The organism is Sulfurimonas sp. (assembly GCF_026991475.1).
Classification (GTDB): Bacteria; Campylobacterota; Campylobacteria; order Campylobacterales; family Sulfurimonadaceae; genus Sulfurimonas.
Window position 1 is genome coordinate 22492 of the sequence record NZ_JALXBK010000082.1, and the last position, 25487, is coordinate 47978.

A 25487-nucleotide genomic window follows, 5' to 3' on the forward strand; every position below is an offset into this window, starting at 1 on the left:
AATATGAGTATTATATCAAATAATTTTTTAATTCTAATAAAACAGACAAAGCCATATTTATGTTCTTATAAGATAAAATAGCAATAACTATTTTCTATAAAAGATTTGACACATGACAACAAAACAGTACATTTTAGAAACCATCAAAAAACGTCCACTTATTATAGACGGGGCTATGGGTACACAACTCCAACAACGCGATGATCAGATTCCCAAAGAGGCTTGGCAAGGGAATGAGGGGTGTAATGAGCTTCTTAATGTAACTGCTCCAGAGATTATGAACGATATATTTCATGCCTATCTTACAGCTGGTGCAGACCTCATCACGACCAATACTTTTGGGTCATTCGCTTGGGTTTTAGAGGATTACGGCATAAAAGAGCGTGCTTATGAACTCACTCGTGCAGGTGCAGAGTTAGTCAAAAAGCAGTGTGAAAAATTCTCAACTCCAGAGCATCCTCGTTTTTGTTTAGGCTCTATTGGACCAGGAACAAAACTTCCATCTTTAGGGCATATTGCTTACGATGAGATGTATGAGGGTTACACTGAATTTTGTTTAGCACTTATTGATGGTGGGGCAGATATTTTTCTTATAGAAACAGCTCAAGACCCATTACAGATAAAAGCAGCACTTCACGCAATCCAAGAGGCGAATAAACAAAGAAGCACCAATATTCCCATCATGGTCTCAGTAACCATTGAACTTAGTGGAACAATGCTTATTGGAACAGATGCACAAACTATTGCAACGATTATGGAGCCTTTTGATATTTTAAGTCTCGGTTTTAACTGTGGAACAGGACCGGAACAAGTACGCAAACACGTAAAAACACTAAGCGAAGTGTGGCATAAACCCATAAGTGTTCATGCAAACGCAGGACTTCCTCAAAACCGTGGTGGATATACCTATTACCCTATGGGACCAGATGAGTTTGTAGAGCAACAAAAGAAATTTCTTGAATATGACGGAGTAAGCTTTTTAGGTGGCTGTTGTGGGACTACTCCTCAGCATATCCGCGCACTTGTAAACGCAGTCACGTCCATCACACCAAAAGTACCAACAGGTTCGCATCCAACTTCCATCGCTTCACTCTTTAACACCGTAGAGCTAATGCAAAAACCAGCTCCACTACTTATGGGCGAGCGCTCAAACGCAACAGGTTCAAAAGCCTTTCGTGAACTCCTTTTAGCAGAAGATTATGAAGGTACACTCTCGGTTGCACAACAACAAGTGCGTGCAGGTGCGCATGTACTTGATGTCAATGTTGGCTTTGCAGGGCGAGATGAAACAAAAGATATGAACGCAGTTATGGCACTCTATGCACAAAAAATTGCCATTCCACTTATGCCAGATTCAACACAAACAACAGGGCTTGAGACGGCACTTAAGCATATAGGTGGTAAGCCTATTTTAAACTCTGTAAACCTTGAAGACGGAGAAGGTAAGTTTGATGCTGTTTGTTCTTTAGCGAAAAAATTTGGTGCTTCACTTGTCTGTCTAACCATTGATGAGATTGGAATGGCAAAAACAGTGGAGAATAAACTTGCAGTTGCCGATAGAATCATAGACCTTGCAACAAATCGCCACGGCATTAAAAAAGAAGATTTAGTCTTTGATGTGCTTACCTTTACACTTGGAAGTGGAGATGAGGAGTATTGGGAAGCGGGTATAAACACCATTGAAGCCATTAGACAACTTCGTCAAAAACATCCAGAAGTTGGTGCAACACTTGGTCTCTCAAACATCTCATTTGGACTTGACAAAGATGCAAGACCATATCTTAACTCTATGTTTTTACACCACTGTGTCCAAGCGGGACTTACCTCAGTCATCATTAATGTAAAACACATTATTCCTCTGAATAAAATTCCAAAAGAGGAACAAGAGATATGTGATGACCTCATCTTCAACCGTAAACCAAATGGAGAAGCCCTTTTCACATTTATAGACCATTTTAGCAAAAAAGAGGCAGTCGATAACGATGCTGTCGATGAAGAATACCTTGCTATGAGTGATGAAGAAAAAATTGCTAAACTCCTAATGGATGGAGATAAAGATAGAATGATTCCTCTTGTAGAAGAGGCACGTCACAGAATAAAACCTGAAATTATTGTCAATGAAATTCTCATCGATGCTATGAAAGTTGTCGGTGAGCTCTTTGGTTCAGGGCAGATGCAACTCCCCTTTGTACTCCAATCGGCAGAGACGATGAAAAAAACAGTAGATCATCTTAACCCTTACCTTCCAAAAGTCGAAAAAGCAGTAGATACAACACTTATTCTTGGAACAGTAAAGGGTGATGTTCATGATGTTGGAAAAAACCTTGTAGATATTATTCTCTCAAACAATGGTTTTAAAGTTATTAATCTTGGCATTAAAGTAGAACTAGATAGTTTCTTAGAGGCACTTGAAAGCTCAAACGCAACAGCACTTGGATTTAGTGGACTTCTTGTAAAATCTACACAAGTTATGCTTGAAAATCTCAAAACATTACAAGAAAAAGGGATAAAAATACCTATGCTTTTAGGTGGTGCTGCTCTTACTCGCTCATTTATTGATGACTTTTGCCGTCCTGCTTATGATGGTCCTATATTTTACTGTAAAGATGCCTTTGATGGGGTAACTGCTATGAGCCGAATAGAGGCTGGAAATATGGATACAAACCTCCATCCAGATGCTCCAGAAGTAGAGAGAAAAGAGGAAAAAGAGTATATCATCCCTCCATTTGAAGAGATAAAAATGCCTTCTCGTGATGTACCTGTACCTACACCACCATTTTGGGGAAGACGCCAAATAAAACTCACTTCACAACAGGTAGAGATGGCATTTGAGTGGATAAACCACAAACTCCTTTTCAAATCTCGCTGGGGTTACTCTTCTAAAGGAATGGGCAAAGAGGCATACCAAAAACAACTTGATGAAGTTGTATGGCCAGCATATGAAAAACTCAAAAAACGCTTTATAGATGAGAAACTCTTTGAGCCTACCATCTTGTATGGTTACTGGCCATGTCGTAGTGATAACACCTCCCTGCTTATTTTTGATGAGAGTGAAGGGTGGTTCAATGATGAAGATGTAAATCGTGAACCACTTGATCAGGTCATAGGACGTGCGGAAGAGATTTTTAATTTTCCAAGACAGCGTAAGAAACCACATCGCGCACTCAGTGACTTCTTTCACGCTGATCGCCATGATGTCATTGCTCTTACTTGTGTAAGTGCGGGAGAAAAACTGAGTGAAGCTGAGAGAGAAATTTATGAAGCTGGAAATTATACTGAATACTACCAGTTCCACGGTCTTGGTGTAGAGCTTGCAGAAGCATTGGCAGAGATTGCCCACAAGCAAATACGACTCGACCTAGGCATCGCAAAAGATGAGGGAAATACCTTGGCAGACGTGCGAATGAACCGATACCAAGGAAGCCGCTACTCTTTTGGCTATGCAGCTTGTCCAGATTTAGAGTTAAACCGTCCACTCTTTAATCTTTTAAAACCAGAAGAGTTTGGTATTGAACTTAGTGAAACATTCCAAATTCACCCAGAGCAGTCAACCTCAGCACTTGTAGTCTATCATCCTGATGCTACTTACTATAATGTGTAAAAAGAAAAACTTAATTTTATACGCACATGAGAACAGGAATCTGTTCACATAAATGTAGCGTATACTCTCCAGGTTATAATGCACATGCTCTCAAATGGGATTCGTGTCTACAAGAGTTCTCAAGTACATCCAAAGAATTTATATCTTAAAATATACTATGTTGTTTAATTATAGTCATATTTTACTACTGTTAATCCTTAATATAGCTCTTATGGCTAACGATACTAATGGAGAATGCTATATAGATAAGGCATATAATCTAATTTCAGACCAAGTGGTTGACTCTTCAACCTATATTGATGACTCAATTTATAATATGCTTAAAAATCCAGATACTAACACAACAATACCTATAGTTAAAAAAACAGTTCCTAAACAAACATCTATAGATAATTTTTTTCGTACTAAAAAATTTACTGATGAGACAGATGAAACTTATGTCTCTGTAAAACTAAATTCAACTTTCAATGCTAAAGAGACCAATAGCTTCAACATAGGAGTAAATGCACGAATTCCATTAAGTAAAAGTACCAAAAAATACAACCTTTTTATAAATGGCTTAAAAAAAGATGTCACTAACAATCCTATAACTAACCAATTTAACAAACAAGCTGGAACAGAAATAGGAGTAAACTATTTTGCTCCTATTTTTCATAAAATACAACCACGATATGCTCTTGGTATAAATGGGCTCAATATATTTACTATTGCAAGATATTCAATAGAAAAAGATCTCTACTCGTGGAATATTTTATCGGCTCAAGAGTTCAAATACTCACTTAAAAACTTGTTTGAAGAGGAGACAGATATATATTTTGACAAGCACTTATCTGATTCTAGACTCTTTAGGATAAGTCTATTGCGTGCAACTCAAGAAAAAACCTCAGGTATGGATTATAGTCTTGTACTGCAACACTATTGGGTTTTAAATAAGACGGCTGCTTTAAACTTATCCCAACTCTTTTCTGGAAATACCCAATACAAGTATAAAACAAAAAAATATAGAGGTATCACTAACTACACAACGGCTCTAAGTTTTCGTAAAACAGCTTTACGAAAATGGTTTTATTATGGAATCACACCGAGTGTCAACTTCAACAAGGAGCATAATTATCAAGCGAATTATGAATTAAATTTTTATCTCGAATTTTATTTTGGACATTTAAAAAAGTAGCTCCCTTTGGACTGTAGCGTTACCAAAAAAAAGTATTCCATCTACTTTTGCATCATACAAAATATTATTACTGTCTAAAACAAAAGTTACTTTTGCCGAGCCACCTTTTAAATAATCTTTTTTAAGAATTACACTATATTTATACTTTCCATCAATTATACTGACTAAGTGTACTATTATACCCTCTTGGGTATCTTTACTGCCAGTAGCCTGAAGCAATTTTGATTCACCAATCTTCATATTTAGTAAATTATTTTTTTTATTAAAAAGAACACTTACCATATCATTATCATATACTTTATCTAATATCTTTGTAGATTTTTCATTAATGAACTTACTTCTAGTCTTTCTTGCAGAAGAAAAAACATTATAGATTGGCTCTTCCCTCTTTTCTTCTTTATATTTAGTAACAATAGTTTTGTTATGATCATAATCAAATGTATACACTTTTGTTTTATTATAATCTTGGGCAGTTTCTTGTGCAATATATTTTAGGGGAAGTAGTTGATTTTTTTTAACTACACCAATACTCTGATAAATGTATTTTTTATGTTGTGTTAAATAACCGACTATGCCTGTTCCATGACCAACAACTCTAATGTGATACTTTTTTCCATCATTACTATAGACAATAGAAGCTTCAGCAACTTTTCCAAAAATAGAAAGTTCACCAATATATTCCATATGCAAAGTTGATGCCGATAAACTTAAAGAGATAAATAATAAATAAATACTTTTCATGTCTATTATTTACTCTTTATCATACTTCGTAAAATTATTATGACGAATTACACTGTTTATCTCATCAATGTACGCCTGCCCTATCTCTGAGTATTTATCAAGTCCTTGCGTAATTATGAACGGGTCATTTGTCTCTAAACGCAGCTTACGGAGTTTAGCATAGGCTTTAGCCTTAGATATTAAGTCATAATAGGCTTTTATAGAGTCATCAATCGTATCAAATTTTCTCAGCCAAATAGTAACATTGCCCTCTCTTTGTTGCCCTGCTGCTATACGCTCTTGTTTTGGATCTGTACTCCACATCCCAAATATATTATTTGCTTCATTAAAAAAACGAGATGTTGCCCACGAGCTCTCCATGGCAGCTTGCGCAAGAGTAATACTTATAGGATGAGGCTTTAAACGAGCCAATAAATCTTCATCACTAGTAGCACCATACTCTTTTTTTAGAGATGCTATCTCCTCGGTAATACGAGCGTTTTTTATATCTTGTGCCACTCTTTTATAGCGCTGCATCAATTTTTTATGAACATTTTGTGTAGGAGGAACTACAAGATATAAAAAGCGCTTTTTTTTCGTTTGAATCGACATATCTTTGGGAACTACATGTGCTAAATACTTTGGTTTAAGAAGCTGCGTTTGAGAGACCTCATCTTGAAATGCCAATAGTAATGCCAATAAATAATCCATACAAACCCCAAAATAATTTAAAAAAATTATATCTTATAAAGCTTAATTAATGTAGAATTTTATAAATGACCAACAGTCGGTCATAAATGGAGGTTTCATGGCAATCATAGTAGATAAAGTCCAAAAGAAAAAAGATATTGCACTTGCTTGTAAAGATCTGTTTGTAAATAACTCTCTTAAAGATTTAACCATTGCAAAGATTGCTGCAAACGCAGGTATTAGCAAGGGGAGCATTTATGACTACTTTCAAAACAAAGAAGAGATAGTTTTTGAACTGCTCCGTCATATGATGCTTGAGCATGATGAAGCAAAAGAGCGTAAACTTAAAAGTGTCACTACTGCAAAAGAGAGAGTCAAAATATTTGCTGAGTTTTTCTACAGCGATGAAACAAAAGAGCTAAGAGAAATCTATAAAGACTTTATATCCATAAATCTTACAGCACCAAATGAGCATATAACAAGCTTTCAAACAGAGTGTGTAAATAGATACTTTAACTGGATGTGCAACATCATTCAAGATGGAATAGATAATCAAGAGATTATTCCAAAATCTATAGATATAGCAAAAGGGCTCTTTGCGCTTGGTGAGGGGATGTTTATTTCAAGTAGCATTACAAATACAATAGACGATTTACAAAAAGAGCTCAATCAAAACATAGAGACAATATTTTCTCTAATAGAGGTGAAAAAATGAAAACAAAACTACTACTACTTCTTCTGCCAGCACTTCTGTGTGCCGAAAATCTTCATGAGCTTATTAAACTCGCACAAGAGAAAAATGATATAGTCTTAGCAAAAAAATATACTCAAGATGCAAAAGCAAAAAGTGTCGCTGCACAAAAAAGTAACTATTTTCCTACTGTTGATTTAGGAGGATTTTATAAACGCGATGATGCAGTCTCTCCTTTTCAAGCGGGTGATGTCTACAGCGCATACGCAAAAGTAGCCGTTGACATCTATGATGGAGGCAGACGAGCTTCACAAGTTGATGCGAAAAAGGCATCTCTAAATGCTTCTAGTTTTGATACGGCTGCGTTTAGAAAGTCTCTTGCACTCAATATTACTAAAAATTTCTTTGCCATTAAGAGTCTTCAGGCTTCATTAAACGCAAGAGAAGAGGCACAAAAAGCACTTAAAGCCCAACTCGAACGCATAAAACAGTTTTACGATGTAAAAATGGCAACTTTAGATGATGTAGAGCGTGTGCAGTCAGATTTTGATACAAATCTTTACAATATGCAGACTATTCGTTTTCAAATTCTTTCTCTTAAATCCCAACTAGAGTTAAAAGTCGGTAAAAAAATAGGGACTTTACAAAACTCCAGCTTTAAAAAGCAACTTGAGGGAGATTATGCTCTACTTGAAACTATTAAGGCAGTAAGCGCACAGAAAAATGCCATAGAGTATAATGCAAACGCAGTAGAGAGTTACTACTATCCAAATATCCGTCTTGAAGATAAATACTCTCTCTACTCTTATGACAGACTAGATCCTTTAGCAGAAAAAATAGCAACACCACTTGATAAACAAAATGTCTTACTCATAAGCGCAAATATCCGTCTTTTTGACTTTGGCAGCCTTGCAAAAACAAAAGAGGCACTGAAGCTAAACGCAGCAGCACTTGCATCGCAAATAGAGTACCAAACAAAAGAGCAAAAGATGCAATACAATCTTGCCCTTGCAAGAATCCAAACAGCAAAACTCAAAATCACAAGTTCAAAAAGTGCGCTAAACGCAGCAACAAGTGCTTTTAAGACAATAGAGAAAAAATATAATGCTGGTATTGTTGATTACATCGTCTATCTTGATGCACTTACAAAAAAAACAAGCACAAAAGCACTCTATGAGAGTAGTTTAAATGACTTGGAAGTCGCTTATGCGATTTACTACTATTACAGTGGCAAAAATATATTAGGGGAGTTACAGTAATGAAAAAAATAGTCATAACACTATTCATGTTTGTGAGCCTTGTAAACGCAGCAGAGATTTATGCTACATTTATAGTCCATCCAATGAGAGATGCAAACCTTGCATTTATTGCAAGTGGAATCGTTGATAAAGTAGATGTAAGCGTTGGTAGCCATGTCAAAAAGGGAGAAGTTCTCGCACAGTTACAAAACAACGATATAAAAGCAATGTTAGCTGTTGCCAAGACTACTTTTAAATATGCTAAAAAAAATTATGAGAGACAGTTAAAGATTAAAAATCTCATTGATGAAGCAAAATTTGATGCAGTTGCAAATAGATACGAGAGTGCAAAAAATCAACTTGCCTATCAACAGGCACTCTATAACAAAACATTTCTAAAAGCTCCTTTTGATGGCGTTATATATGCAAAAGAGATTGAAAAAGGGGATGCTGTTAGTGGTATGATGCTTCGTACTGCGTTTAAAATACAAAGTATTTCAAAAAGAAAACTTCTGCTTAGCTTTGATCAAAAAAATAGAAATATTGTACATGTAGGAGAAAAGTTCAAGTATCAACTTGATGGCGATGGCAAAGAGTATTTTGGCACAATATCAAAGATTTATCCTAGAGCAAATTTTAACGATAGAAAAATAAGTGCTGAAGTAATTACAAAAGATTTTCTTCCTGGTCTTTTTGGAGATGGTTACATCATCTCAAATGCAAAAAAGTAGTCTTTTATGTATAAAATAGCAATAAACAGACCTATAACAACACTCATGTATGTTATGACATTGGTCGTTTTTGGATACTTGAGTTTTAAGAGTATGCCCTCTGCCCTCTTTCCAAACATTGACTTTCCCATAGTTACCATAAAAACCATCTACCCTGGAGCTGAACCAAGTACGATAGAGTCAGAAGTAACAGATAAAATAGAAGAAGCCATCTCTCAAATTGGTGGGGTTGATAGCATCACTTCAACAAGTTCAGATGGTGTTAGTGTTGTTATTGTCAAATTCTTTTTACAACGAAATATTGATGAGGCAACAAATGATGTTAGAGATAAAGTCTCTGCGGTTACACTTCCAAGAGAGGCAAGGACTCCACTTGTAAGCAAACTTGACATCGGTAGTGCGCCTGTCATTAATGTTTTTTTAACAGCAAAAAAAGATAGTCAAAAAAATCTTATGCTCTTTGCTGATGAGAAAGTAAAACCAGCACTTCAAAAGATTATTGGCGTAGGTGGTGTCAATATCATCGGTTATAGAGATAGAGAGATAAAAATCTTTCCAAATATCGATGCACTCAATAAATATGGTATTACTGTTTTAGAACTCAACAGAGATGTAGAGAATGAAAATGTGAAAATAGGTGGTGGTAAAATCATCACAAAAGAGCATAATTTTATTTTAAAAGTCCATGCTGATGCTATGAATGTCAAAGATTTACAAAATATAAAAATCAAAGATGGCATACGACTAAAAGATGTGGCAACTGTTGTCGATACACTGAGTGATGCACAAAGTTACTCCTCTTATAATGGAGTTCAGGGTGTAATGCTTGAGGTACAAAAAATTTCTGGAACAAATACCCTTGATGTTGTAAAGAGAGTAAAGGCCACCATTCCAGCGTTAAACAAACTTAGCGATGGAAGATTTGGCATAGATTTACTACAAGATACTACGCCATTCATCATAAATTCACTTAATGATGTAAAATTTGATCTTATTTATGGTGCTATTCTTGCAGCAATTATTATCTTTATATTTTTACGAAATATACGCATTACTTTTATATCTGCACTCTCTATTCCAGCATCAATCTTTGGTACTTTTGCTCTTATGAATGCTATGGGATATGATTTGAATAAAATGACACTTATTGGGCTTACACTTGCCATCGGGATTATCATTGATGATGCTATTGTTGTAATTGAAAATATTTACAAAAAGATGGAAGCTGGTATGGGAAAATTTGAAGCAGCTTATGAGGGTACAAAAGAGATGGCATTTGCTATTTTAGCGATTTCAGCAATGCTTCTTTCTGTATTTTTACCTGTTTCCAATATGAGCGGAATTGTTGGAAAGTTCTTTGAGAGTTTTGCTATGACAGTTGGCTTTGCCATCATTATCTCCTACACAATCGCACTCAGTTTTATTCCAAGCCTAAGTGCAAGAGTACTGCATAAGGGAGAGAGCCGTTTTTACAACTTTACAGAACCATTTTTTGTATGGTTAGAAAATATTTATGCATCTATTCTAAAGCTTGTACTGCGTTTTAGAATCTCTTCAATCCTTCTTGTGATTGCCCTTTTTATAGCTTCGCTCTCCCTCTTTCCTAAAATTGGTATGGACTTCATTCCAAAAGAGGATAAAGCAGAATTTGCTGTAAAAATAAAAGCCCAACCAGGTATATCACTCCAAGAGATGATACAAAAATCAAAAGCTGTAGAAGATAAAATAAGAGAGAACAAATATGTTGCGTTTACAACACTAAGTATCGCTTATGATGCAGCTAAAGAGAAGAACAAAGCACTTATTTATGTCAAACTTATACCAAAAATGAAAAGAGCAATAAAACAGGAGCAAATCATACAAAACACTAGAGATGTGCTCAAACCTTTCTCTAAAAATCTTTTTATAACGGCTGCTGCTATTCCAGATATTAAAGGTGCAGGGGTAAGTGTTCCTTATCAAATTGTACTCAAATCAGACTCCTTTGCCTCTTTAGAAAAGGCAAAAGAGAATCTTGTAGCCGCACTAAAAGCAAAAAAAGGTTTTGTGGATATTGATACAAATCTTGAAAGACCAAAACCAGAGTACAACATCACTATTCTTAGAGAAAATGCCAGCCTGCTTGGCATTAGTGCTACACAAATAGCCTCTGCTATTGCCACGGCATTTTCAAGTGATATTGCAATTTCACACTTTGAAGAGAAAGGCAAACAGTATGATATTACTCTGCGCTTTAATGATGCCAATAGAAAAAGTATATCAGATCTTAAAAAGATACAACTCCGTGCAAAAAATGGAGATTTAGTATTTTTAAGTGGACTTATAAACATCACAAAAGCATCTGCACAGGCTACAATATATCACTATGACAGACAAAGACAGGTAACAGTTTACTCAGACCTATTTGGACTCGATCTTGGTGGTGCTCTGAAATACACTCAAGCGAAAATAAACAAACTACTCCCAAAAGGTGTTACATATAGATTTACTGGTTTTGCTGAAGAGATGGGGAAAACGGCCAAAGCATTTGGTGTTGCGCTAGGACTCTCCGTCATTCTTATGTTCATTATTTTAGCAATTTTGTATGAATCACTTATACAGCCAATTATCATTATGTTTGCACTGCCACTAAGTATCATCGGGGTTATGCTGGCACTCTATATGAGCCACTTACACTTTTCTCTCTTTGTTATGATTGGATTTATGCTCCTGATGGGTATGGTTGGTAAAAATGCCGTCTTACTTGTTGATTTTGCCAATGGCGCAAGAGCAAAAGGAAAGAGTGCTGATGAAGCACTGCTCGAAGCTGGAGAGAAGAGACTTCGTCCAATTCTTATGACTACATTTGCTATGATCTTTGCAATGCTACCACTTGCACTAGGCGATGGAATAGGAAGTGAAACAAAAGCACCAATGGCAATCTCAATCATTGGAGGACTTTTAAGTTCTATGATACTGACACTTTTCGTAGTCCCTGCAATCTACAAACTTATCAACCCAATAGATACATGGCTAAGAAAATTTTATGAAGTTGGAAAAGTCTCATGACTTTTACCTTCTTCTATATGAAATCGCTTCTAAGATATGCTTTTTCTTTATAAGTTGTGATTTCTCCAAATCTGCAATTGTTCTAGCTACCTTTTGTACTTTTTTAATACTTCTAAATGAGAGTTTAAACCTATCAACTGCCATCGCTAGAACACTTTGTGCCTCAGCATCTAAGGTGCAATACTGCTCTATCTCTTTATCGCTCATAGCTGCGTTTAGACTTATCTGCCCTCGCCTTTTTGCAAAAATATGAGCTTCGACAACCATCTTGTGCATCTCTTTTGAGGAGTAACTTGCTTTATCATCAACATTTACATTTTGCATCACTACACTTAAATCTATTCTGTCTAAAAAAGGATCAGAGAGACGATTTTTATACCTTTGTATCTCTAAATCACTACATCGACACTCTCTATGTGCATCAAGTAAATTTCCACAAGGGCAAGGGTTCATAGCACCTATAAATAAAAACTTTGCAGGATACTCTACCTTTGAGTTTACACGAGAAATTCTAATTTTTCCATCCTGCATAGGCTCTCTTAAAGACTCTAAAACATTTTTAGAAAAATGCGGTAACTCATCGAAAAATAAAATACCATTATTAGCAAGTCCAACTTCTCCTATTTTTGCCTTATGTGAACCACCACCAAATATGCTCGCCATAGTAGAAGTATGATGAGGATTTTTTATGGCTCTTCTAGGGCTAAAAGAGGGTTCATCGCCTTGCAAAACTTCTAACTTGGCACTGTCTAAAATTTCACTTGCACTCATAGGCGGTAAAATATAACGCAATCTACTTGCTATCATACTTTTACCACACCCAGGGCTACCTTCAAAAATAATATTATGAAAACCAGCCGCTGCAATAAGAGCTGCTCTTTTTGCCACTTCCTGACCACGAACATCTATAAAATCTTCATCATACTCTTTCATATAATAGTACCGCTCATTAGCAATCTCATAGCTAGGGTAATCAATCTCTGACTTTTGAATACTTGGCTCAAAGTTTTCTTGATTTTTTAAAATTTCTACAGCTTCATTAAGATTTTTTACTCCATAAAAAGCAACATTTGGAATTTTTGATAATTTTTCCAAAGATTCATAAGGAACAAGTGCTTTAGAAATAAGTCCCTGATTTGCAAGAGAGAGAATGAGAGGATAGAGCTGAATATTCTCTTTTACGCTGCCATCAAGCCCTAATTCACCAAAAACGAACCACTCACCTAAATCTGTATCGACTGCGTTTAGTAAAATAAGTAACGCCATACTTAAATCAAATTGTGAACCAGATTTTGCAAGTTCTGATGGGGCAAGTAAAAAGGTGATACGTTTGGGAGGAAAAGTAAAATCATTACTTAAAAGTGCAGATTTGACACGTTCTTTTGACTCAGTAATAGCGGTTGATGCCATACCGACAATAGAGAAAGAGGGTAAACCTTTTGTGAGTGTTGATTCTACATCAACAACTTTTGCAGCGATACCCTCATATGTTGCACAACGGACTGTTTTCATACTATTTTCCTTTAAAAAAATAGTACACTAATTCTCAAAAAATATGCAACAATATGACATTTTGCCATATTATTTTTTCTGTTTTCTCTCTTTAAGCATTTTTTTGTACTCTTTTTCAAACTTTTTACGTCGTGAATAGGAAAGATGATCTATAAATAAAATCCCTTCAAGATGGTCTATTTCATGCTGAATAGCAATAGCAAGCAAATCATCTGCTTCTAAAATTTTGGTATTTCCATGTCTATCCTGATAATGTAGCGTTATCTTTTCATAGCGTGTGACATCTTCATAAAATTTTGGAACACTTAAACAACCCTCTTGATAGCTTGTCTCTCCAGACTTAGCCGTAATCACAGGATTAATTATCTCTAAAAGATTTTCAGGAGGTTGCTCACCATCTTCATTTGGAATATTTAGAATTAAGGCTCGAATAGGATAATTCACCTGAATAGCAGCAAGACCAATTCCATTTGTTTCAATCATAAATGGATGCATTGCATCTAAAAGTTTATGTAGTTTCGCATCAAAAGTTTTAATCTCTTTAGATTTATCTTTTAGACGCTTATCTGGATACTCAACAATTGTTAATTGCATATTTTTTTCACTCTCTTATTTTGCTCGTAATGATACGGCATAATCTAATTTTTTACTCTCGTATGCTTTTTCAACAGCATTCATAGCACTTACTACTATCTCTTCGACAGAATGTCTTGTGTCTATATCTGTTATTCCTATAGAAATTCGTAACTGTATCTCACGATCAGCTAGAAAAAAGTTGGAGTTAGAAACTAAATCACATAATCTTTCACTCGCTTTCTTTGCACTTGGAATATCCGTATGTTTTAACAACATTGCAAAAACTCCATTTCCATAATGTGCCACAATATCACTTCGTCTTGAGGTTTTAAGAAGTAGTCTTGCTATTGTTCGTGTCATTAAGGTAAGAGCTTTTTCATTAGTAATATTTTGTTTAAGCGTTTTAGAAAGCTCTATCATAATAAGTGAACTAGGGTGATTAAACTTAGATATAAGCTCTATCTCCTGCTCAATTTTTGTTAGTAAATAACGTTTATTATAAACCCCGAATTTATTGTCAAAGATAGTCTCATTTTCAACACTTTTCACAATTTTTGCAGTTGCATCATAAGAGTTTTTCATTTGAACACTTTGTGTCTTTAAAATTGAGTTGAGTTTTGAAACATCACCCTCTAAAATACTCACAATACCAATAGCTTCACTAATTTCAGGATCTTTTGCAAGCTCCTCTTTTCTTTTTTCAAGAATCTTTGTCATTAAAGACATATTTTTATAAAGATTTGCAGTAGTATTTAAAATATTTTTAATTGAAGAAAAGCCCTGTTTAAGACTCTTTTCTAGTTCTATGGTTGTCTCTGTATCATTACTCTCTTCAAGCTCTAACATATCATGAATTTGCTTGCGAACATTTTCACTTTTATCTTCTAAAAGTCTATCAAAATAGAGAGAAAAATTATTTGGGGTAGGAGGAAGGCTATCTGCTATAAGGGCATTTAAGACCTCTTTTGCGTAGATTTCAATATCACTAGAGACATTTGTGTCATTAAGAGTTTTTATGACAGGTACTTTTTGTGTATCATCAGCAATATTATCAATATTTCTTCGACTTCTTCGCTTTAGTGAACCTGCCATATTAACCCCTTACTCTTTGTCGTTTTTAATTAAAACTTCATCAATCATTCCGTAATCCTTTGCCTCTGCAGCACTCATAAAGTTATCACGATCTGTATCTTTTTCAATAGTTTTAGTAGTTTGACCTGTATTTTTAGCCAAAATAGCGTTAAGCTCTTTTTTCATACGTAAAATTTCTTCTGCTTGAATAGCTATATCTGTAGCTTGTCCTTGTGCCCCACCAAGTGGTTGATGAATCATAATACGAGCATGAGGCAATGCATAACGCTTACCTTTTTCACCAGAACTTAATAGAAATGAGCCCATTGAAGCAGCCTGACCTATACAAATAGTTGCTACATGTGGACGGATATAATTCATAGTATCAAATATTGCCATCCCAGCAGTTACAACTCCACCTGGAGAGTTAATGTAGAAATAGATGTCTTTTTCAGGGTCTTCTGCTTCAAGAAATAAGAACTGCGCCACTATTGTAGAAGCAACAGCATCATTCACCTCGCCGCTAAGCATAACGATTCTATCTTTTAAAAGACGTGAAAAAATATCGTATGAACGCTCACCACGTCCACTTTTTTCTACTACATAAGGAATGTAACTCATACTTTATGCTTCTATTTTTTCATTTAAAAGAGTTGATAAAACTCTATCTTCTACCATTGACATTTGGATTGCAGGAAGATAACCAGCATCTTTATATTGTTCATACGCTTTTTGTGGATCTTGTCCCATTTGCATAGCTTCATAGTAAATTGTTTGCATCACTTCTTGCTCTTCAACTTTAATACCCATATCTTGTGCTAATGCGTCAATAATAAAAGTTGCTTTTACACTTTGAATAGCATCATCACGGAAAGTTTCACGAAGCTCACTAAGTTTGTCTGCATTCTCACGAAGCTCTTTTATCTCATCTTCACTCATCTGGGATGCTTTTTTGTTTAGAGCCATATCAATCTCTTGTTCAACAACAAATTCTGGAAGATCAAAGTTGATTTTTTCTACTAATGTCTCTAAAAGTTTTGGTTTTAACTCTTCATTATAAAGTTTTGCAAGTTTTTCTTGTTCTATCGCTTTTTTTACTTCAGCTTGTAATTTTTCTAGACTTGCTTCTTCATCACCTTGTAAAAGTTTTTTTGCTAACTCATCATCAACAACAACCTCATCTTTTACTTTAATTTGATTTACTTTTACTTTAAACTCTGCAGCTTTACCAGCTAATGCTTCAGCACCATAGTTTTCAGGGAAAGAGACAGGAAGTGTAACTTCTTCATCACGCTTTACACCAATAAGTTGTTCTTCAAATCCAGGAATAAATTGCCCTGAACCAAGAGTAAGCTCAAAGTTTTCACCTTTTCCACCCTCAAAAGCTTCACCATCAATAAAACCTTCAAAATCAATAACAGCTACATCACCCTCTTTCATTTTACGGTTGCGTTTAATATCAACTAAAGGAGCTTGCCCCTCTGCAATTTCTTTAATTCTTGCATCAACCTCTTCATCTGTAACTTCTGGTTTTGTAAAATCTGGTACTAAAGATTTTACATCGCCAAGGTCAATTTGGGGACGCATTGCAACTTTTACAGCTACTTCAATTTTATCATCACTTTTATCAAATTTAGAAATAGTAGGCTCTCCAATTAAAGAATCATTGCTAATTCCAAGTTCATCAAGACCTTTAGAAAGTACCTCGCGAAGTGCTTCAGCTTCAGCATCTTCAACAAGTTTTTCACCATATTGCTTTTTCACTACAGCAACCGGAACTTTACCTTTACGAAAACCCTGAACATTTGCAGTTTTAGACAACTCTTTAGCAATTTTTTCAATGTTGGCATCTACTTCATCTCTTAAGATTGTAGCTTCTATCTCAGCATTCGCACCATTAATTTTATTTGATTTGATTTCCATCAATTTCCTTTATATTTTATTGTATAGTATTAGCACTATTATTTTGGGCAATAATACCAAAAAAGTGCTTTTATCTAGCTTTTACAAAACTTAGGTCTAAAGTTAAGCAAAAGTATCCATGCAACTGCCACATCTATCATCACATCAGCAAAGTTAAAAACAGCAAAATTAAATCCACAATGCCAGTAAACCATATCAACCACACCGCCATGAATAAAGCGGTCATAAATGTTTGAAAACGCAGCCCCAAGCAAAATTCCAGCAGGCATAGCATAACAGAGCTTTTTAAGATAAAAAACATATCCCATTACACCAAGAACCAAGACCAATTGTATATATTTCAAATACTCTGCTAAAAAAGAGAACATTGAAAATGCCACACCCTTGTTATAAACTAAAATCAGATCTATACAATTTGTATAATAACGAAAGCCATCCACAAAAAGCGACTTAATATTTTGATCTATAATAAAGATACCTGCTAATGAAAAGAGCAGCGTAGCACTTAAACGCAGCGACTTATTAGGCATTGAGTGCTTTTTCAAAAAATGTTATTAAATCATCCATAGAAGCATTCATTTTTTTAGCCTCTTTTCCCTCAATAAGCAATCTTAGTTTATTCTCTGTTCCTGAGTATCTTACAAGATGACGCATATTGTCATTTTCAATAGCAGCCAATTTTTCATCCAATCCCTCTATCTCTTCTAAAGGTTTTTTTACCTTTACTTTTATATTTGTTAAATTTTGAGGATAGAGTTTAAATGGACGCAGTGCCTTTGATGCTTTTTTATTTGTTCTAATTAAAAGTGCTAAAATTTGTAAAGCACTCACAAGTCCATCACCTGTTTTAGCAAAATCATTTACAATAATATGACCACTCTGCTCACCACCAAAGTTAATCCCTTTTTCACGCATCAGTTCTAGTACATATTTATCACCAACATTAGAACGGTAAAGCGTAATGCCATTCTCTTTTGTATAATCTTCAAGCCCTTGATTACTCATTACAGTTGCTACTATGCCCTTACCTTTAAGTTTGCCCTCTTTATGCATATATACTCCAAGAGCACCAAGAAGATGATCACCATCTACTATCTCTCCTTTTTCATCAACAACTACTATTCTATCGGCATCACCATCAAGTGCAATTCCAAGATCAGCACGGTATTTAACAACATTTTCTCCCAACTCTTTAGGATGCAGCGCTCCACAGTTTTCATTAATATTAAAGCCATTTGGCTCATTATTGAGTACAACAATATCTGCACCAAGCTCCTCTAAAACTGTTGGACCAACTTTATAAGCAGCACCATTTGCAGTATCAAGCACTATTCTCATGCCATGAAGTGATAAATCAAGAGGAAAAGAGTTTTTTAACTGTACTATATAACGACCAATCACATCATCAATTCTTTTTGCTTTACCTATTGCTGTTGCAGTTACTTGTCCTTCAAGAATTGCTTCAGAATCATTTGCAATTGCTTCTATCTCTCTCTCAATTGCCTCAGAGAGTTTATTACCATCACCATCAAAAAATTTAATTCCATTATCTTCAAAAGAGTTATGAGAAGCACTAATCATTATACCTGCATCACAACGCATATTTTCTGTTATAAACGCAATAGCAGGAGTCGGCATAGGTCCAATTTGAATAACATCATATCCTGTTGCTGTAAGTCCTGCAACAATTGCATTTTCTATCATATATCCGCTGATTCTTGTATCTTTACCTACAAGAATTCTATTATTAACAGAGTTCTTTCTAAAGTAAATACCAGCAGCCATTGCCACACGCATTGCCAAACCTGCAGTTAAAAATGAACCTGCCTCACCTCTTACACCATCTGTACCAAATAATTTTTGCATTATGTTATCCAAATTTTAAATTACCATATTTTAACATAATTCTATTATTATTTTACTTTTAACTTGTCTTTAACTTAATTTTAATTATCTTTAAGCTATTATTGCGCACTTAAAATTCCAAAAAGGACTAAAATGGCAAATCACAAGTCATCAATTAAGAGAATTCGTCAAACAATCGTTCGTACAGAACGTAATCGTTTTTACAGAACTCGTCTTAAGAACATCGTAAAAGCAGTAAACACAGCAGTAGAAGCTGGAAATAAAGAAGAAGCACAAGTAGCATTTAAAGTTGCTAACCAACAAATTCACAAATTCGTAAGCAAAGGTATTCTTAAAAAAGAAACTGCAGCTAGAAAAGTAAGCCGTCTACACAAATCTGTAAACGCAATATAAGGTAAGCTACTTATGTTAGCAGATAAACTTACACCGTTTATCAACCGCTACAATGAACTTAGCGAATTGCTAAGTTCACCTGACATTACTTCTGACATTAAAAGAATGACAGAGCTCTCAAAAGAACAATCTTCACTTTTACCTATTGTTGAAAAGACAAAAGAGTACCAAACACTTATTCAAGACATCGAAGATACAAAAGAGATGTTAAGTGATTCTGAAATGGGCGATATGGCAAAAGAGGAGCTCAAAGAGCTTGAACCACAAAAACCTATAATGGAAGAAGAGATAAAAATGCTTCTACTTCCAAAAGATCCTAATGATGATAGAAATATCATTGTTGAACTTCGTGCAGGTGCGGGTGGAGATGAAGCTGCTATCTTCGTAGGCGATTTGTTTGATGCCTACACACGATATGCAGATTTGAGAGGCTGGAAGATTGAAATTATCTCTACTTCACCATCAGATGCTGGTGGGTACAAAGAGGTTACAGCACTCATTAAAGGTGAACAGGTTTACAGTCGGTTGAAATATGAAGGTGGAACACACCGTGTGCAGCGTGTTCCTGCGACAGAATCTCAAGGACGCGTGCATACTTCAGCAATTACAGTTGCCGTTATGCCTGAAGTAGATGATGTTGAGATTGAGATTAACGATAATGATTTACGCATAGATGTTATGCGCTCATCTGGATGTGGAGGACAATGTGTAAATACAACTGACTCAGCTGTTAGAATTACACACATACCATCAGGTTTAGTAGTAACAAATCAAGATCAAAAATCGCAACATAAAAATAAAGATAAGGCAATGAAAGTCTTAAAAGCAAGACTTTATGACTTACAAATGCAAGAGCAACAGTCTGAAAATGCAGCGGAGAGAGCAGCACAAGTAGGAACGGGTGATAGAAGTGGTCGTATTCGTACCTACAACTATCCACAAAACCGTATAAGTGATCATAGAATTAACTTAACGCTCTACCGTCTTGCTGAAATTATGGGTGGTGGTTTACTCGATGAAATAGTCGAACCACTTATAGCAGACCATCAAGCAAAAATTGTTGAGGCAGCTGGGTTATAATCCAGCCTGCTTAAACTTCCCACTCTGTCTCAAAAGTTTTTTTCACTCTTCCTTTAAAAGTAATCGTTTTCCCGTTGTAACCAAGGTAGAGAGTATCGCCACTTGTAGGATAAACTTCAATGTTATTTTGTACTTTTTCTTCTTTAAAAGCTCTATAAAAGCAAGCAGACATTCCTGTTCCACATGCTAATGTTTCATCTTCCACACCACGCTCATAAGTGCGTACACGAAGATTTCCATCCTCTGTAATATGCATCACATTTACATTGGCATTATAGACATAACGCAATTCGCGTGCCTCTTCTATGTCAAAATTCTCTATAGTCTCACTATATCTTACAAGATGCGGGACACCTGTATTTATAAGCCACCAAGTATGCCCATTAAACACAATTTCTTGCTCAAGAATTTGAGGAGGAGTCAGTTCACTCTCAACCATAGCACTCTTTGGAGTGTTCTGCTCTACTCTTGCAGCTATAACGCCAGCACCTGTTAAAAATCTCATCTTTGCGGGGGCTATACCGTTGTTAAAAGCATAGTGTGCACAAGCACGACTTCCATTACCACACATATCTGCATGAGAGCCATCTGAATTATAAAATTGCCACTCAAAATCATACTCATCTGCTTTTTTCTCATTTGGCAGCAACACGATAAGTCCATCAGCCCCTACTCCCTCCTGACGATGACAAACTATTTTCGCAAGTTCGCTTCTATCCTCTTTTACATCCGAGTGAAATATTACAAAATCATTTCCATTGGCACTATATTTTGCTAATCTCATAAGTAGATCTCCTTAATTTTTTCTACAAAATTTTCTACTTCATTTTGCAGATGTTTTAAGTTCTTTGAATTATCTATTACCCAAGTAGCACGCCCTTTTTTATCATCAATTGGAAGCTGTGAGGCAATGCGTTTAAGTGACTCCTCTTTAGAGTAACCGTTGCGTTTCATAAAACGCTCAAGTTGCACCTCTTTTGGAGTATAAACTACTACACTCTCTTTAATATCGTAGTTTCCATTTTCAAAAAAAAGAGGAATATCAATAAGATAAGGAAATTTAAAACTATCTTGTTTCTCACTGCGTTTTTGAATTTCACTCTTAATTTTTGGGTGCAAATAGTGTTCCAAAGTCTCTTTTGCTTGTGGATGAGAGAAAATATACTCTCCAAGTTTTGCACGGTTTACTTTGGTACCCAGAAGATACTCATCCCCAAAAGTCTCCCTAACCCACTCAGTAGATGCATCCAAAATCTCATGTGAAATTGTATCTGCATCAATGACTCTCATACCATTAAGAGCTAAAAGAGAAGCAACAGTACTCTTACCAGTTGCTATACTTCCAGTAAGGGCAATAGCATACTCGTACGCCATTAGTTTTTAATAATACCCAAGTACTCTTTTTTGATGTAATTTCCCATAGCAAACGCAGCAGGATGTACATCGGAGTTATAATACTCAAGTCCATCTATTAAATCAGCACGATTTAAAATAATGTCGGCTGTAGGATGATACTCTTTTGATGCCAAAAGTGCGGTTGTACAATCTCCAAGATTATATGGCATAACAATTCTTGCATATTTACCAAGAATTTGCATAATATTTTTGTTAGCATCCACATCATCAAGATTGGGATGTTTAACAACACTAAGGCCTTCTTCGTTAAGCACACGGTTAATATGTGCTAAAACAGCCGCATCATTTTCAAGTTCTGAAATAACCACATCATACTTATTATCTTCAACTTCTCGTAACAGATTCATTTCAGCAGAGATAACATCACAACTAATATCGTCCATATACTTTTGTATTTCTGTGACAAAACCAGCTGCATTTGAGCTTATAATAAGTACATTTTTCGGCTCTTTATGTGTACAAAGCGGTACGTGTACCATCATCTCATTGTAAATAAATTCTTTCATTGTATAAATTCCTTTAATTTAGAAGCGATTTTAACATATTAGGATTAATTTTACTTAAGTATTGATATAATTACAAAAAGTTTAAAGGTATCTAATGGATTTCAATAAAATTAGAAAAGTATGTAGAGTAGTACGTATTGTTGTAGGGCTTGCATTAATTGTAACTGGCGTAATTACTGGTATCAACTGGTTCTATTTAGGTGTGCTTCCTCTTATCGCTGGAATAGCAAATTTCTGTCCACTTTGTATTTTTTCAAAAAAATGCGATTTACCACAAGAAACGGAGTAGATAATGGGTCAAATTAGTTATAAAGATGCTGGTGTAGATATAGACGCTGGAAACAGTTTTGTAGAAAATATTAAACCTTTAGTAAAAAGTACAAAAGTTCCTGGTGTTTTAGGTGGTATAGGCTCATTTGCCGGTGCATTTGAACTTCCAAAAGGTTTTAATGAACCTGTAATGCTTGCTGCAACTGATGGAGTTGGTACAAAACTAAAACTCGCAATTGACAGTGGTATTCACAATACTGTAGGAATAGACCTTGTTGCAATGTGTGTCAATGACCTCATTTGTAATTTTGGTACACCCTCTTTCTTTTTAGACTACTACGCTACTGGTAAACTTGATGTAAATGTAGCGACTAATGTCGTAGCAGGCATTGCAGAGGGTTGTAAACGCAGCGAATGTGCACTTATAGGCGGCGAGACAGCAGAGATGCCAGGAATGTACTCTGAAGATGACTACGACCTCGCAGGCTTTGCAGTGGGTGTTGCTGAAAAGTCTGAAATGGATAGAGTATCACTTGTACGAGCTGGACACAAGCTCATAGCCCTTCCAAGTTCAGGTCTACACTCAAATGGTTTCTCACTAGCGCGTAAAGTCTTATTTGAAAAGATGAATATGAAGTTTGAAGAAGATTTCAATGGTAAGCCACTTATCGAAACACTTTTGACACCGACAAATATCTATGTAAAGACTTTTAAAGAGTTAAAAAATGAAATAGTCGCAATGGCACATATCACAGGTGGAGGAATAGTAGAAAATCTTCCTCGTGTACTTCCCGAAAACTTAATGGCAGAGGTACAAAAAGATGCAATTAAAGTATTACCTATCTTTGAACTTATGAGCGAACATATAGAACGCGATGAAATGTTTAGAGCATTTAACATGGGTGTAGGTATGATACTTGTCGTTGAAGAAGAAAATGTTTCAAAAGTACTTAAAACGGCAGAAGGCTCTTACCTTATAGGTGAAATAAAAGAAGGCGCACGCGAAGCCAAAATGGTATAAGAGAGGAACTTCTCCTCTTACCACACATAACTATTCTTTCGTTAAACGCAGCAACTGCGTTTAGCAACACATAACCCCTCAAAATTACTTTCACATAGATTAAAATTAAATCATATAGATATAAAAAATAAAATTGTTATTTTTGAAGAAGAGAGTTTATAAAGAGTTGTATAGTAATAAATACCGCCAAAAGACGGTATTGAAAGAAAGGAGAATTTCTTTTGTTAGTTCTTAGAAATTGTAATTTAACTGCGCACTAACACCAGTTTGCGAGTGTTTTGTTGTAATTTCATATTCCTGTCCTGCAGTTGGATTATATGCTTTATACGTCTCAGTTTTTTCTGGAGCATAAGTAAATGCTAAATCAACAGATGTTTGCTCATTAAGACTATATGTTCCACCAACAGCATAGTGTGATTCAACAATACCAGGAAAACCTAAAAGATTAAACATATTGATTGTATCACCATTTAATCCAGCACTATTATTATATGCCATAGATTTTTGAGAAATTGGACTTGATGCATAGTTATAACCTAAACGTGCTGCCCAACCTTTTGTTTTATACTCATATCCTAAAGAGATTACATTTTGATCATCCCACTCAAAATCTTCATATCCTTTTGCATCAGACCATTTAATTTGTTTATAATCAAGTGCAAAAGTATGTTCAGCCATTGCATAACTTACACCTAGACCCATTTCTGCAGGAGTAGAAAGTTTATTGTTTGTATAAGCAGGTGATCCTGGATTAATAAATGGCTGTACAAGATTTGCAAAGCCTTTATACTCCATATCTATTTGAGATTTATAGATAGCACCAACTGTAAAACCAGAAATTTCATATGCTAAACCAATGTTATAACCAAACTCTAAATCTTGTGCGACACCCATACCCATGACACCATTTGATGGGTTCCCATCCATATCATAATTAATGTCAAGTGATCCATACTGTAAAATTGGTGTAAGCGCAACACTGAAACCATTAGTTGTATATGCCAAAGGCACACCAAATTGCATAAGTTGAAGATTAGTAACCATATTCATAGTTCCGGCACTTGCTGCAGCATCACGATAGTCAACACCCATACCACCAGTACCCCACATACCAATACCAACATAAAAATTATCATTAATTTTAGTAGCTAAAGATACCTCAGGAATAACACTCAAATCAGCATCACTATCTGCAGTTGTTCCGCCCTGTGAAGCATAACTAACATCTGGCATAAAAAATGTACCACCAAATGAGATCTCTGTATTTTTTACAGATGTAATCAATGCAGGATTCACTAATGCCGATTCAGCTCCATGCGCCATACCAATACCAGTTCCAGCCATACCACGAGCTTCAGCACCCATACCTATTAAAGCTGCACCATTTGTTGCAAACGCAGAAGTTGTACCTAAAGCTAAAGCAGCTACTACTGCTAATTTAATCGTTTTTTTCATTTTCTCTCCTCAGAGTAATATCAAAATTTTGAGATAGCATAAGCTATTTCGATTACTTATATTATATGTGATAAAAAATTAATAAAATCTTAACAACAAGGAGATAAATATTAATATTTCTTATAATTATAATGTAAAAAGGAACTTATATTACATAAACAACTATTAATTATCTGTTTATATAATTAAAGAGCAATAATAGGCATATATATAAAGAAAACTAATATATTTTAAACGATAAAGAGATAATTGAAAGAATTTAATAGAATGTGATAAAAAAATAATAATGGGAAGATTTGTAACATAGTTATCATAAAATTGTCACAAAATAAAAAACAAGGCAGTAAAGCAAGAAGAATAATAAGAAACAAATGAATTAATAAATAAGTAATTAGAGAATAAAGAGTGAAGTAAAAGTAAATAAACGATTAACTAGGCAGCGACCTACATTTCCACACCTGAAAGGTGCAGTATTATCAGCGATGAGAGGCTTAGCTTCTGGGTT

23 protein-coding genes are annotated in these 25487 nt (G+C 35.2%); 10 read left to right on the forward strand and 13 right to left on the reverse strand.

Features of this window, described 5'->3' with window-relative positions:
* Positions 1 to 112 precede the first annotated feature (112 nt).
* Both metH and MV589_RS06995 read left to right on the forward strand, forming a co-directional pair.
* Positions 113 to 3601, forward strand: a complete 3489-nt coding sequence (gene metH, locus MV589_RS06990) for a methionine synthase (RefSeq protein ID WP_297433331.1) — start codon at positions 113 to 115, stop codon at positions 3599 to 3601.
* A 211-nt stretch (positions 3602 to 3812) separates the two neighbouring features.
* Positions 3813 to 4775, forward strand: a complete 963-nt coding sequence (locus MV589_RS06995) for a hypothetical protein (RefSeq protein ID WP_297433333.1) — start codon at positions 3813 to 3815, stop codon at positions 4773 to 4775.
* Here MV589_RS06995 and MV589_RS07000 read toward each other — a convergent pair.
* On the reverse strand, positions 4764 to 5516 hold the full coding sequence (locus MV589_RS07000) for a DUF3108 domain-containing protein (protein WP_297433335.1): 753 nt from the start codon (positions 5514 to 5516) through the stop codon (positions 4764 to 4766). The genes MV589_RS06995 and MV589_RS07000 overlap by 12 nt on opposite strands.
* 9 nt (positions 5517 to 5525) lie before the next feature.
* Entirely contained in the window at positions 5526 to 6206 is a 681-nt protein-coding gene (locus tag MV589_RS07005; RefSeq protein WP_297433337.1) for a glucosaminidase domain-containing protein, read from the reverse strand.
* Positions 6207 to 6303: 97 nt separating this feature from the next.
* Between MV589_RS07005 and MV589_RS07010 the strand changes: the two genes are divergently transcribed.
* The 4 genes from MV589_RS07010 to MV589_RS07025 are packed head-to-tail and all read left to right on the forward strand — an operon-like array spanning position 6304 to position 11893.
* Positions 6304 to 6900 carry a TetR/AcrR family transcriptional regulator gene (locus tag MV589_RS07010; RefSeq protein ID WP_297433339.1) on the forward strand — a complete coding sequence of 199 codons (597 nt, stop codon included), beginning with the start codon at positions 6304 to 6306 and terminating at the stop codon, positions 6898 to 6900.
* Positions 6897 to 8135 carry a TolC family protein gene (locus MV589_RS07015; RefSeq protein WP_297433340.1) on the forward strand — a complete coding sequence of 413 codons (1239 nt, stop codon included), beginning with the start codon at positions 6897 to 6899 and terminating at the stop codon, positions 8133 to 8135. The genes MV589_RS07010 and MV589_RS07015 overlap by 4 nt, the downstream gene beginning before the upstream one ends.
* A complete protein-coding gene (locus tag MV589_RS07020) occupies positions 8135 to 8845 on the forward strand; it encodes an efflux RND transporter periplasmic adaptor subunit (RefSeq protein WP_297433342.1) in 711 nt (236 codons plus the stop codon). The genes MV589_RS07015 and MV589_RS07020 overlap by 1 nt, the downstream gene beginning before the upstream one ends.
* A gap of 6 nt (positions 8846 to 8851) precedes the next feature.
* On the forward strand, positions 8852 to 11893 hold the full coding sequence (locus MV589_RS07025) for an efflux RND transporter permease subunit (RefSeq protein ID WP_297433344.1): 3042 nt from the start codon (positions 8852 to 8854) through the stop codon (positions 11891 to 11893).
* 3 nt (positions 11894 to 11896) lie between these two features.
* Here MV589_RS07025 and MV589_RS07030 read toward each other — a convergent pair whose 3' ends face one another.
* From MV589_RS07030 to glmM, 7 genes are all read right to left on the reverse strand, one after another.
* Positions 11897 to 13405 carry a YifB family Mg chelatase-like AAA ATPase gene (locus MV589_RS07030; RefSeq protein WP_297433346.1) on the reverse strand — a complete coding sequence of 503 codons (1509 nt, stop codon included), beginning with the start codon at positions 13403 to 13405 and terminating at the stop codon, positions 11897 to 11899.
* A 69-nt stretch (positions 13406 to 13474) separates the two neighbouring features.
* Complete coding sequence (gene def, locus MV589_RS07035) at positions 13475 to 13999, reverse strand: peptide deformylase (protein WP_297433348.1); 525 nt, start codon at positions 13997 to 13999, stop codon at positions 13475 to 13477.
* Between the two features lie 15 nt (positions 14000 to 14014).
* Positions 14015 to 15073: a GGDEF domain-containing protein gene (locus tag MV589_RS07040; RefSeq protein ID WP_297433350.1), complete on the reverse strand. Its 1059-nt coding sequence runs from the start codon at positions 15071 to 15073 to the stop codon at positions 14015 to 14017.
* Positions 15074 to 15082: 9 nt separating this feature from the next.
* The gene (gene clpP, locus MV589_RS07045) at positions 15083 to 15673 is read right to left on the reverse strand and encodes an ATP-dependent Clp endopeptidase proteolytic subunit ClpP (RefSeq protein ID WP_297433352.1); all 591 of its coding nucleotides are present in this window, start codon (positions 15671 to 15673) and stop codon (positions 15083 to 15085) included.
* Positions 15674 to 15676: 3 nt separating this feature from the next.
* Positions 15677 to 16975, reverse strand: coding sequence for a trigger factor (gene tig / locus MV589_RS07050; RefSeq protein ID WP_297433354.1), 1299 nt, complete (start codon positions 16973 to 16975; stop codon positions 15677 to 15679).
* A gap of 74 nt (positions 16976 to 17049) precedes the next feature.
* Complete coding sequence (lspA, locus tag MV589_RS07055; protein ID WP_297433356.1) at positions 17050 to 17505, reverse strand: signal peptidase II; 456 nt, start codon at positions 17503 to 17505, stop codon at positions 17050 to 17052.
* Positions 17498 to 18841, reverse strand: a complete 1344-nt coding sequence (glmM, locus tag MV589_RS07060; RefSeq protein ID WP_297433358.1) for a phosphoglucosamine mutase — start codon at positions 18839 to 18841, stop codon at positions 17498 to 17500. Before glmM ends, lspA begins: the two co-directional genes overlap by 8 nt.
* Before the next feature lie 132 nt (positions 18842 to 18973).
* Between glmM and rpsT the strand changes: the two genes are divergently transcribed.
* Together rpsT and prfA are read left to right on the forward strand one after the other, a co-directional pair.
* Entirely contained in the window at positions 18974 to 19234 is a 261-nt protein-coding gene (gene rpsT / locus MV589_RS07065) for a 30S ribosomal protein S20 (RefSeq protein WP_297433360.1), read from the forward strand.
* Positions 19235 to 19246: 12 nt separating this feature from the next.
* Positions 19247 to 20314, forward strand: coding sequence for a peptide chain release factor 1 (gene prfA, locus MV589_RS07070; protein WP_297433362.1), 1068 nt, complete (start codon positions 19247 to 19249; stop codon positions 20312 to 20314).
* A gap of 10 nt (positions 20315 to 20324) precedes the next feature.
* Here the strand turns inward: prfA and dapF are convergent, their stop codons facing one another.
* Genes dapF through MV589_RS07085 form a run of 3 tightly spaced genes read right to left on the reverse strand, consistent with a single transcriptional unit; the run spans position 20325 to position 22236 of the window.
* A complete protein-coding gene (gene dapF, locus MV589_RS07075) occupies positions 20325 to 21098 on the reverse strand; it encodes a diaminopimelate epimerase (protein WP_297433364.1) in 774 nt (257 codons plus the stop codon).
* Positions 21095 to 21688 (reverse strand): dephospho-CoA kinase, encoded by a 594-nt coding sequence (gene coaE, locus MV589_RS07080; protein WP_297433366.1) that lies wholly within the window; start codon positions 21686 to 21688, stop codon positions 21095 to 21097. The genes dapF and coaE overlap by 4 nt, the downstream gene beginning before the upstream one ends.
* Positions 21688 to 22236 carry a spermine/spermidine synthase domain-containing protein gene (locus tag MV589_RS07085; RefSeq protein WP_297433368.1) on the reverse strand — a complete coding sequence of 183 codons (549 nt, stop codon included), beginning with the start codon at positions 22234 to 22236 and terminating at the stop codon, positions 21688 to 21690. Before MV589_RS07085 ends, coaE begins: the two co-directional genes overlap by 1 nt.
* Positions 22237 to 22330: 94 nt before the next feature.
* Between MV589_RS07085 and MV589_RS07090 the strand changes: the two genes are divergently transcribed.
* Together MV589_RS07090 and purM are read left to right on the forward strand one after the other, a co-directional pair.
* Positions 22331 to 22525: a YgaP family membrane protein gene (locus MV589_RS07090; RefSeq protein WP_297433369.1), complete on the forward strand. Its 195-nt coding sequence runs from the start codon at positions 22331 to 22333 to the stop codon at positions 22523 to 22525.
* 3 nt (positions 22526 to 22528) lie between these two features.
* Positions 22529 to 23527: a phosphoribosylformylglycinamidine cyclo-ligase gene (gene purM, locus MV589_RS07095; protein WP_297433371.1), complete on the forward strand. Its 999-nt coding sequence runs from the start codon at positions 22529 to 22531 to the stop codon at positions 23525 to 23527.
* A gap of 231 nt (positions 23528 to 23758) precedes the next feature.
* Here the strand turns inward: purM and MV589_RS07100 are convergent, their stop codons facing one another.
* Complete coding sequence (locus tag MV589_RS07100; RefSeq protein ID WP_297433373.1) at positions 23759 to 24982, reverse strand: OmpP1/FadL family transporter; 1224 nt, start codon at positions 24980 to 24982, stop codon at positions 23759 to 23761.
* Positions 24983 to 25487 lie beyond the last annotated feature (505 nt).

What these genes read in the sequence shown, in the direction of transcription:
- glmM (WP_297433358.1), bottom strand. Translation starts at nt 18,841, where the DNA reads ATGCAAAAATTATTTGGTACAGATGGTGTAAGAGGTGAGGCAGGTTCA.
- MV589_RS07020 (WP_297433342.1), top strand. Translation starts at nt 8,135, where the DNA reads ATGAAAAAAATAGTCATAACACTATTCATGTTTGTGAGCCTTGTAAAC.
- metH (WP_297433331.1), top strand. Translation starts at nt 113, where the DNA reads ATGACAACAAAACAGTACATTTTAGAAACCATCAAAAAACGTCCACTT.
- MV589_RS07010 (WP_297433339.1), top strand. Translation starts at nt 6,304, where the DNA reads ATGGCAATCATAGTAGATAAAGTCCAAAAGAAAAAAGATATTGCACTT.
- dapF (WP_297433364.1), bottom strand. Translation starts at nt 21,098, where the DNA reads ATGAGATTAGCAAAATATAGTGCCAATGGAAATGATTTTGTAATATTT.
- MV589_RS07085 (WP_297433368.1), bottom strand. Translation starts at nt 22,236, where the DNA reads ATGAAAGAATTTATTTACAATGAGATGATGGTACACGTACCGCTTTGT.
- tig (WP_297433354.1), bottom strand. Translation starts at nt 16,975, where the DNA reads ATGGAAATCAAATCAAATAAAATTAATGGTGCGAATGCTGAGATAGAA.
- lspA (WP_297433356.1), bottom strand. Translation starts at nt 17,505, where the DNA reads ATGCCTAATAAGTCGCTGCGTTTAAGTGCTACGCTGCTCTTTTCATTA.
- MV589_RS07025 (WP_297433344.1), top strand. Translation starts at nt 8,852, where the DNA reads ATGTATAAAATAGCAATAAACAGACCTATAACAACACTCATGTATGTT.
- prfA (WP_297433362.1), top strand. Translation starts at nt 19,247, where the DNA reads ATGTTAGCAGATAAACTTACACCGTTTATCAACCGCTACAATGAACTT.
- rpsT (WP_297433360.1), top strand. Translation starts at nt 18,974, where the DNA reads ATGGCAAATCACAAGTCATCAATTAAGAGAATTCGTCAAACAATCGTT.
- clpP (WP_297433352.1), bottom strand. Translation starts at nt 15,673, where the DNA reads ATGAGTTACATTCCTTATGTAGTAGAAAAAAGTGGACGTGGTGAGCGT.
- MV589_RS07030 (WP_297433346.1), bottom strand. Translation starts at nt 13,405, where the DNA reads ATGAAAACAGTCCGTTGTGCAACATATGAGGGTATCGCTGCAAAAGTT.
- MV589_RS06995 (WP_297433333.1), top strand. Translation starts at nt 3,813, where the DNA reads ATGGCTAACGATACTAATGGAGAATGCTATATAGATAAGGCATATAAT.
- MV589_RS07040 (WP_297433350.1), bottom strand. Translation starts at nt 15,073, where the DNA reads ATGGCAGGTTCACTAAAGCGAAGAAGTCGAAGAAATATTGATAATATT.
- MV589_RS07015 (WP_297433340.1), top strand. Translation starts at nt 6,897, where the DNA reads ATGAAAACAAAACTACTACTACTTCTTCTGCCAGCACTTCTGTGTGCC.
- purM (WP_297433371.1), top strand. Translation starts at nt 22,529, where the DNA reads ATGGGTCAAATTAGTTATAAAGATGCTGGTGTAGATATAGACGCTGGA.
- MV589_RS07090 (WP_297433369.1), top strand. Translation starts at nt 22,331, where the DNA reads ATGGATTTCAATAAAATTAGAAAAGTATGTAGAGTAGTACGTATTGTT.
- def (WP_297433348.1), bottom strand. Translation starts at nt 13,999, where the DNA reads ATGCAATTAACAATTGTTGAGTATCCAGATAAGCGTCTAAAAGATAAA.
- MV589_RS07100 (WP_297433373.1), bottom strand. Translation starts at nt 24,982, where the DNA reads ATGAAAAAAACGATTAAATTAGCAGTAGTAGCTGCTTTAGCTTTAGGT.
- coaE (WP_297433366.1), bottom strand. Translation starts at nt 21,688, where the DNA reads ATGGCGTACGAGTATGCTATTGCCCTTACTGGAAGTATAGCAACTGGT.
- MV589_RS07000 (WP_297433335.1), bottom strand. Translation starts at nt 5,516, where the DNA reads ATGAAAAGTATTTATTTATTATTTATCTCTTTAAGTTTATCGGCATCA.
- MV589_RS07005 (WP_297433337.1), bottom strand. Translation starts at nt 6,206, where the DNA reads ATGGATTATTTATTGGCATTACTATTGGCATTTCAAGATGAGGTCTCT.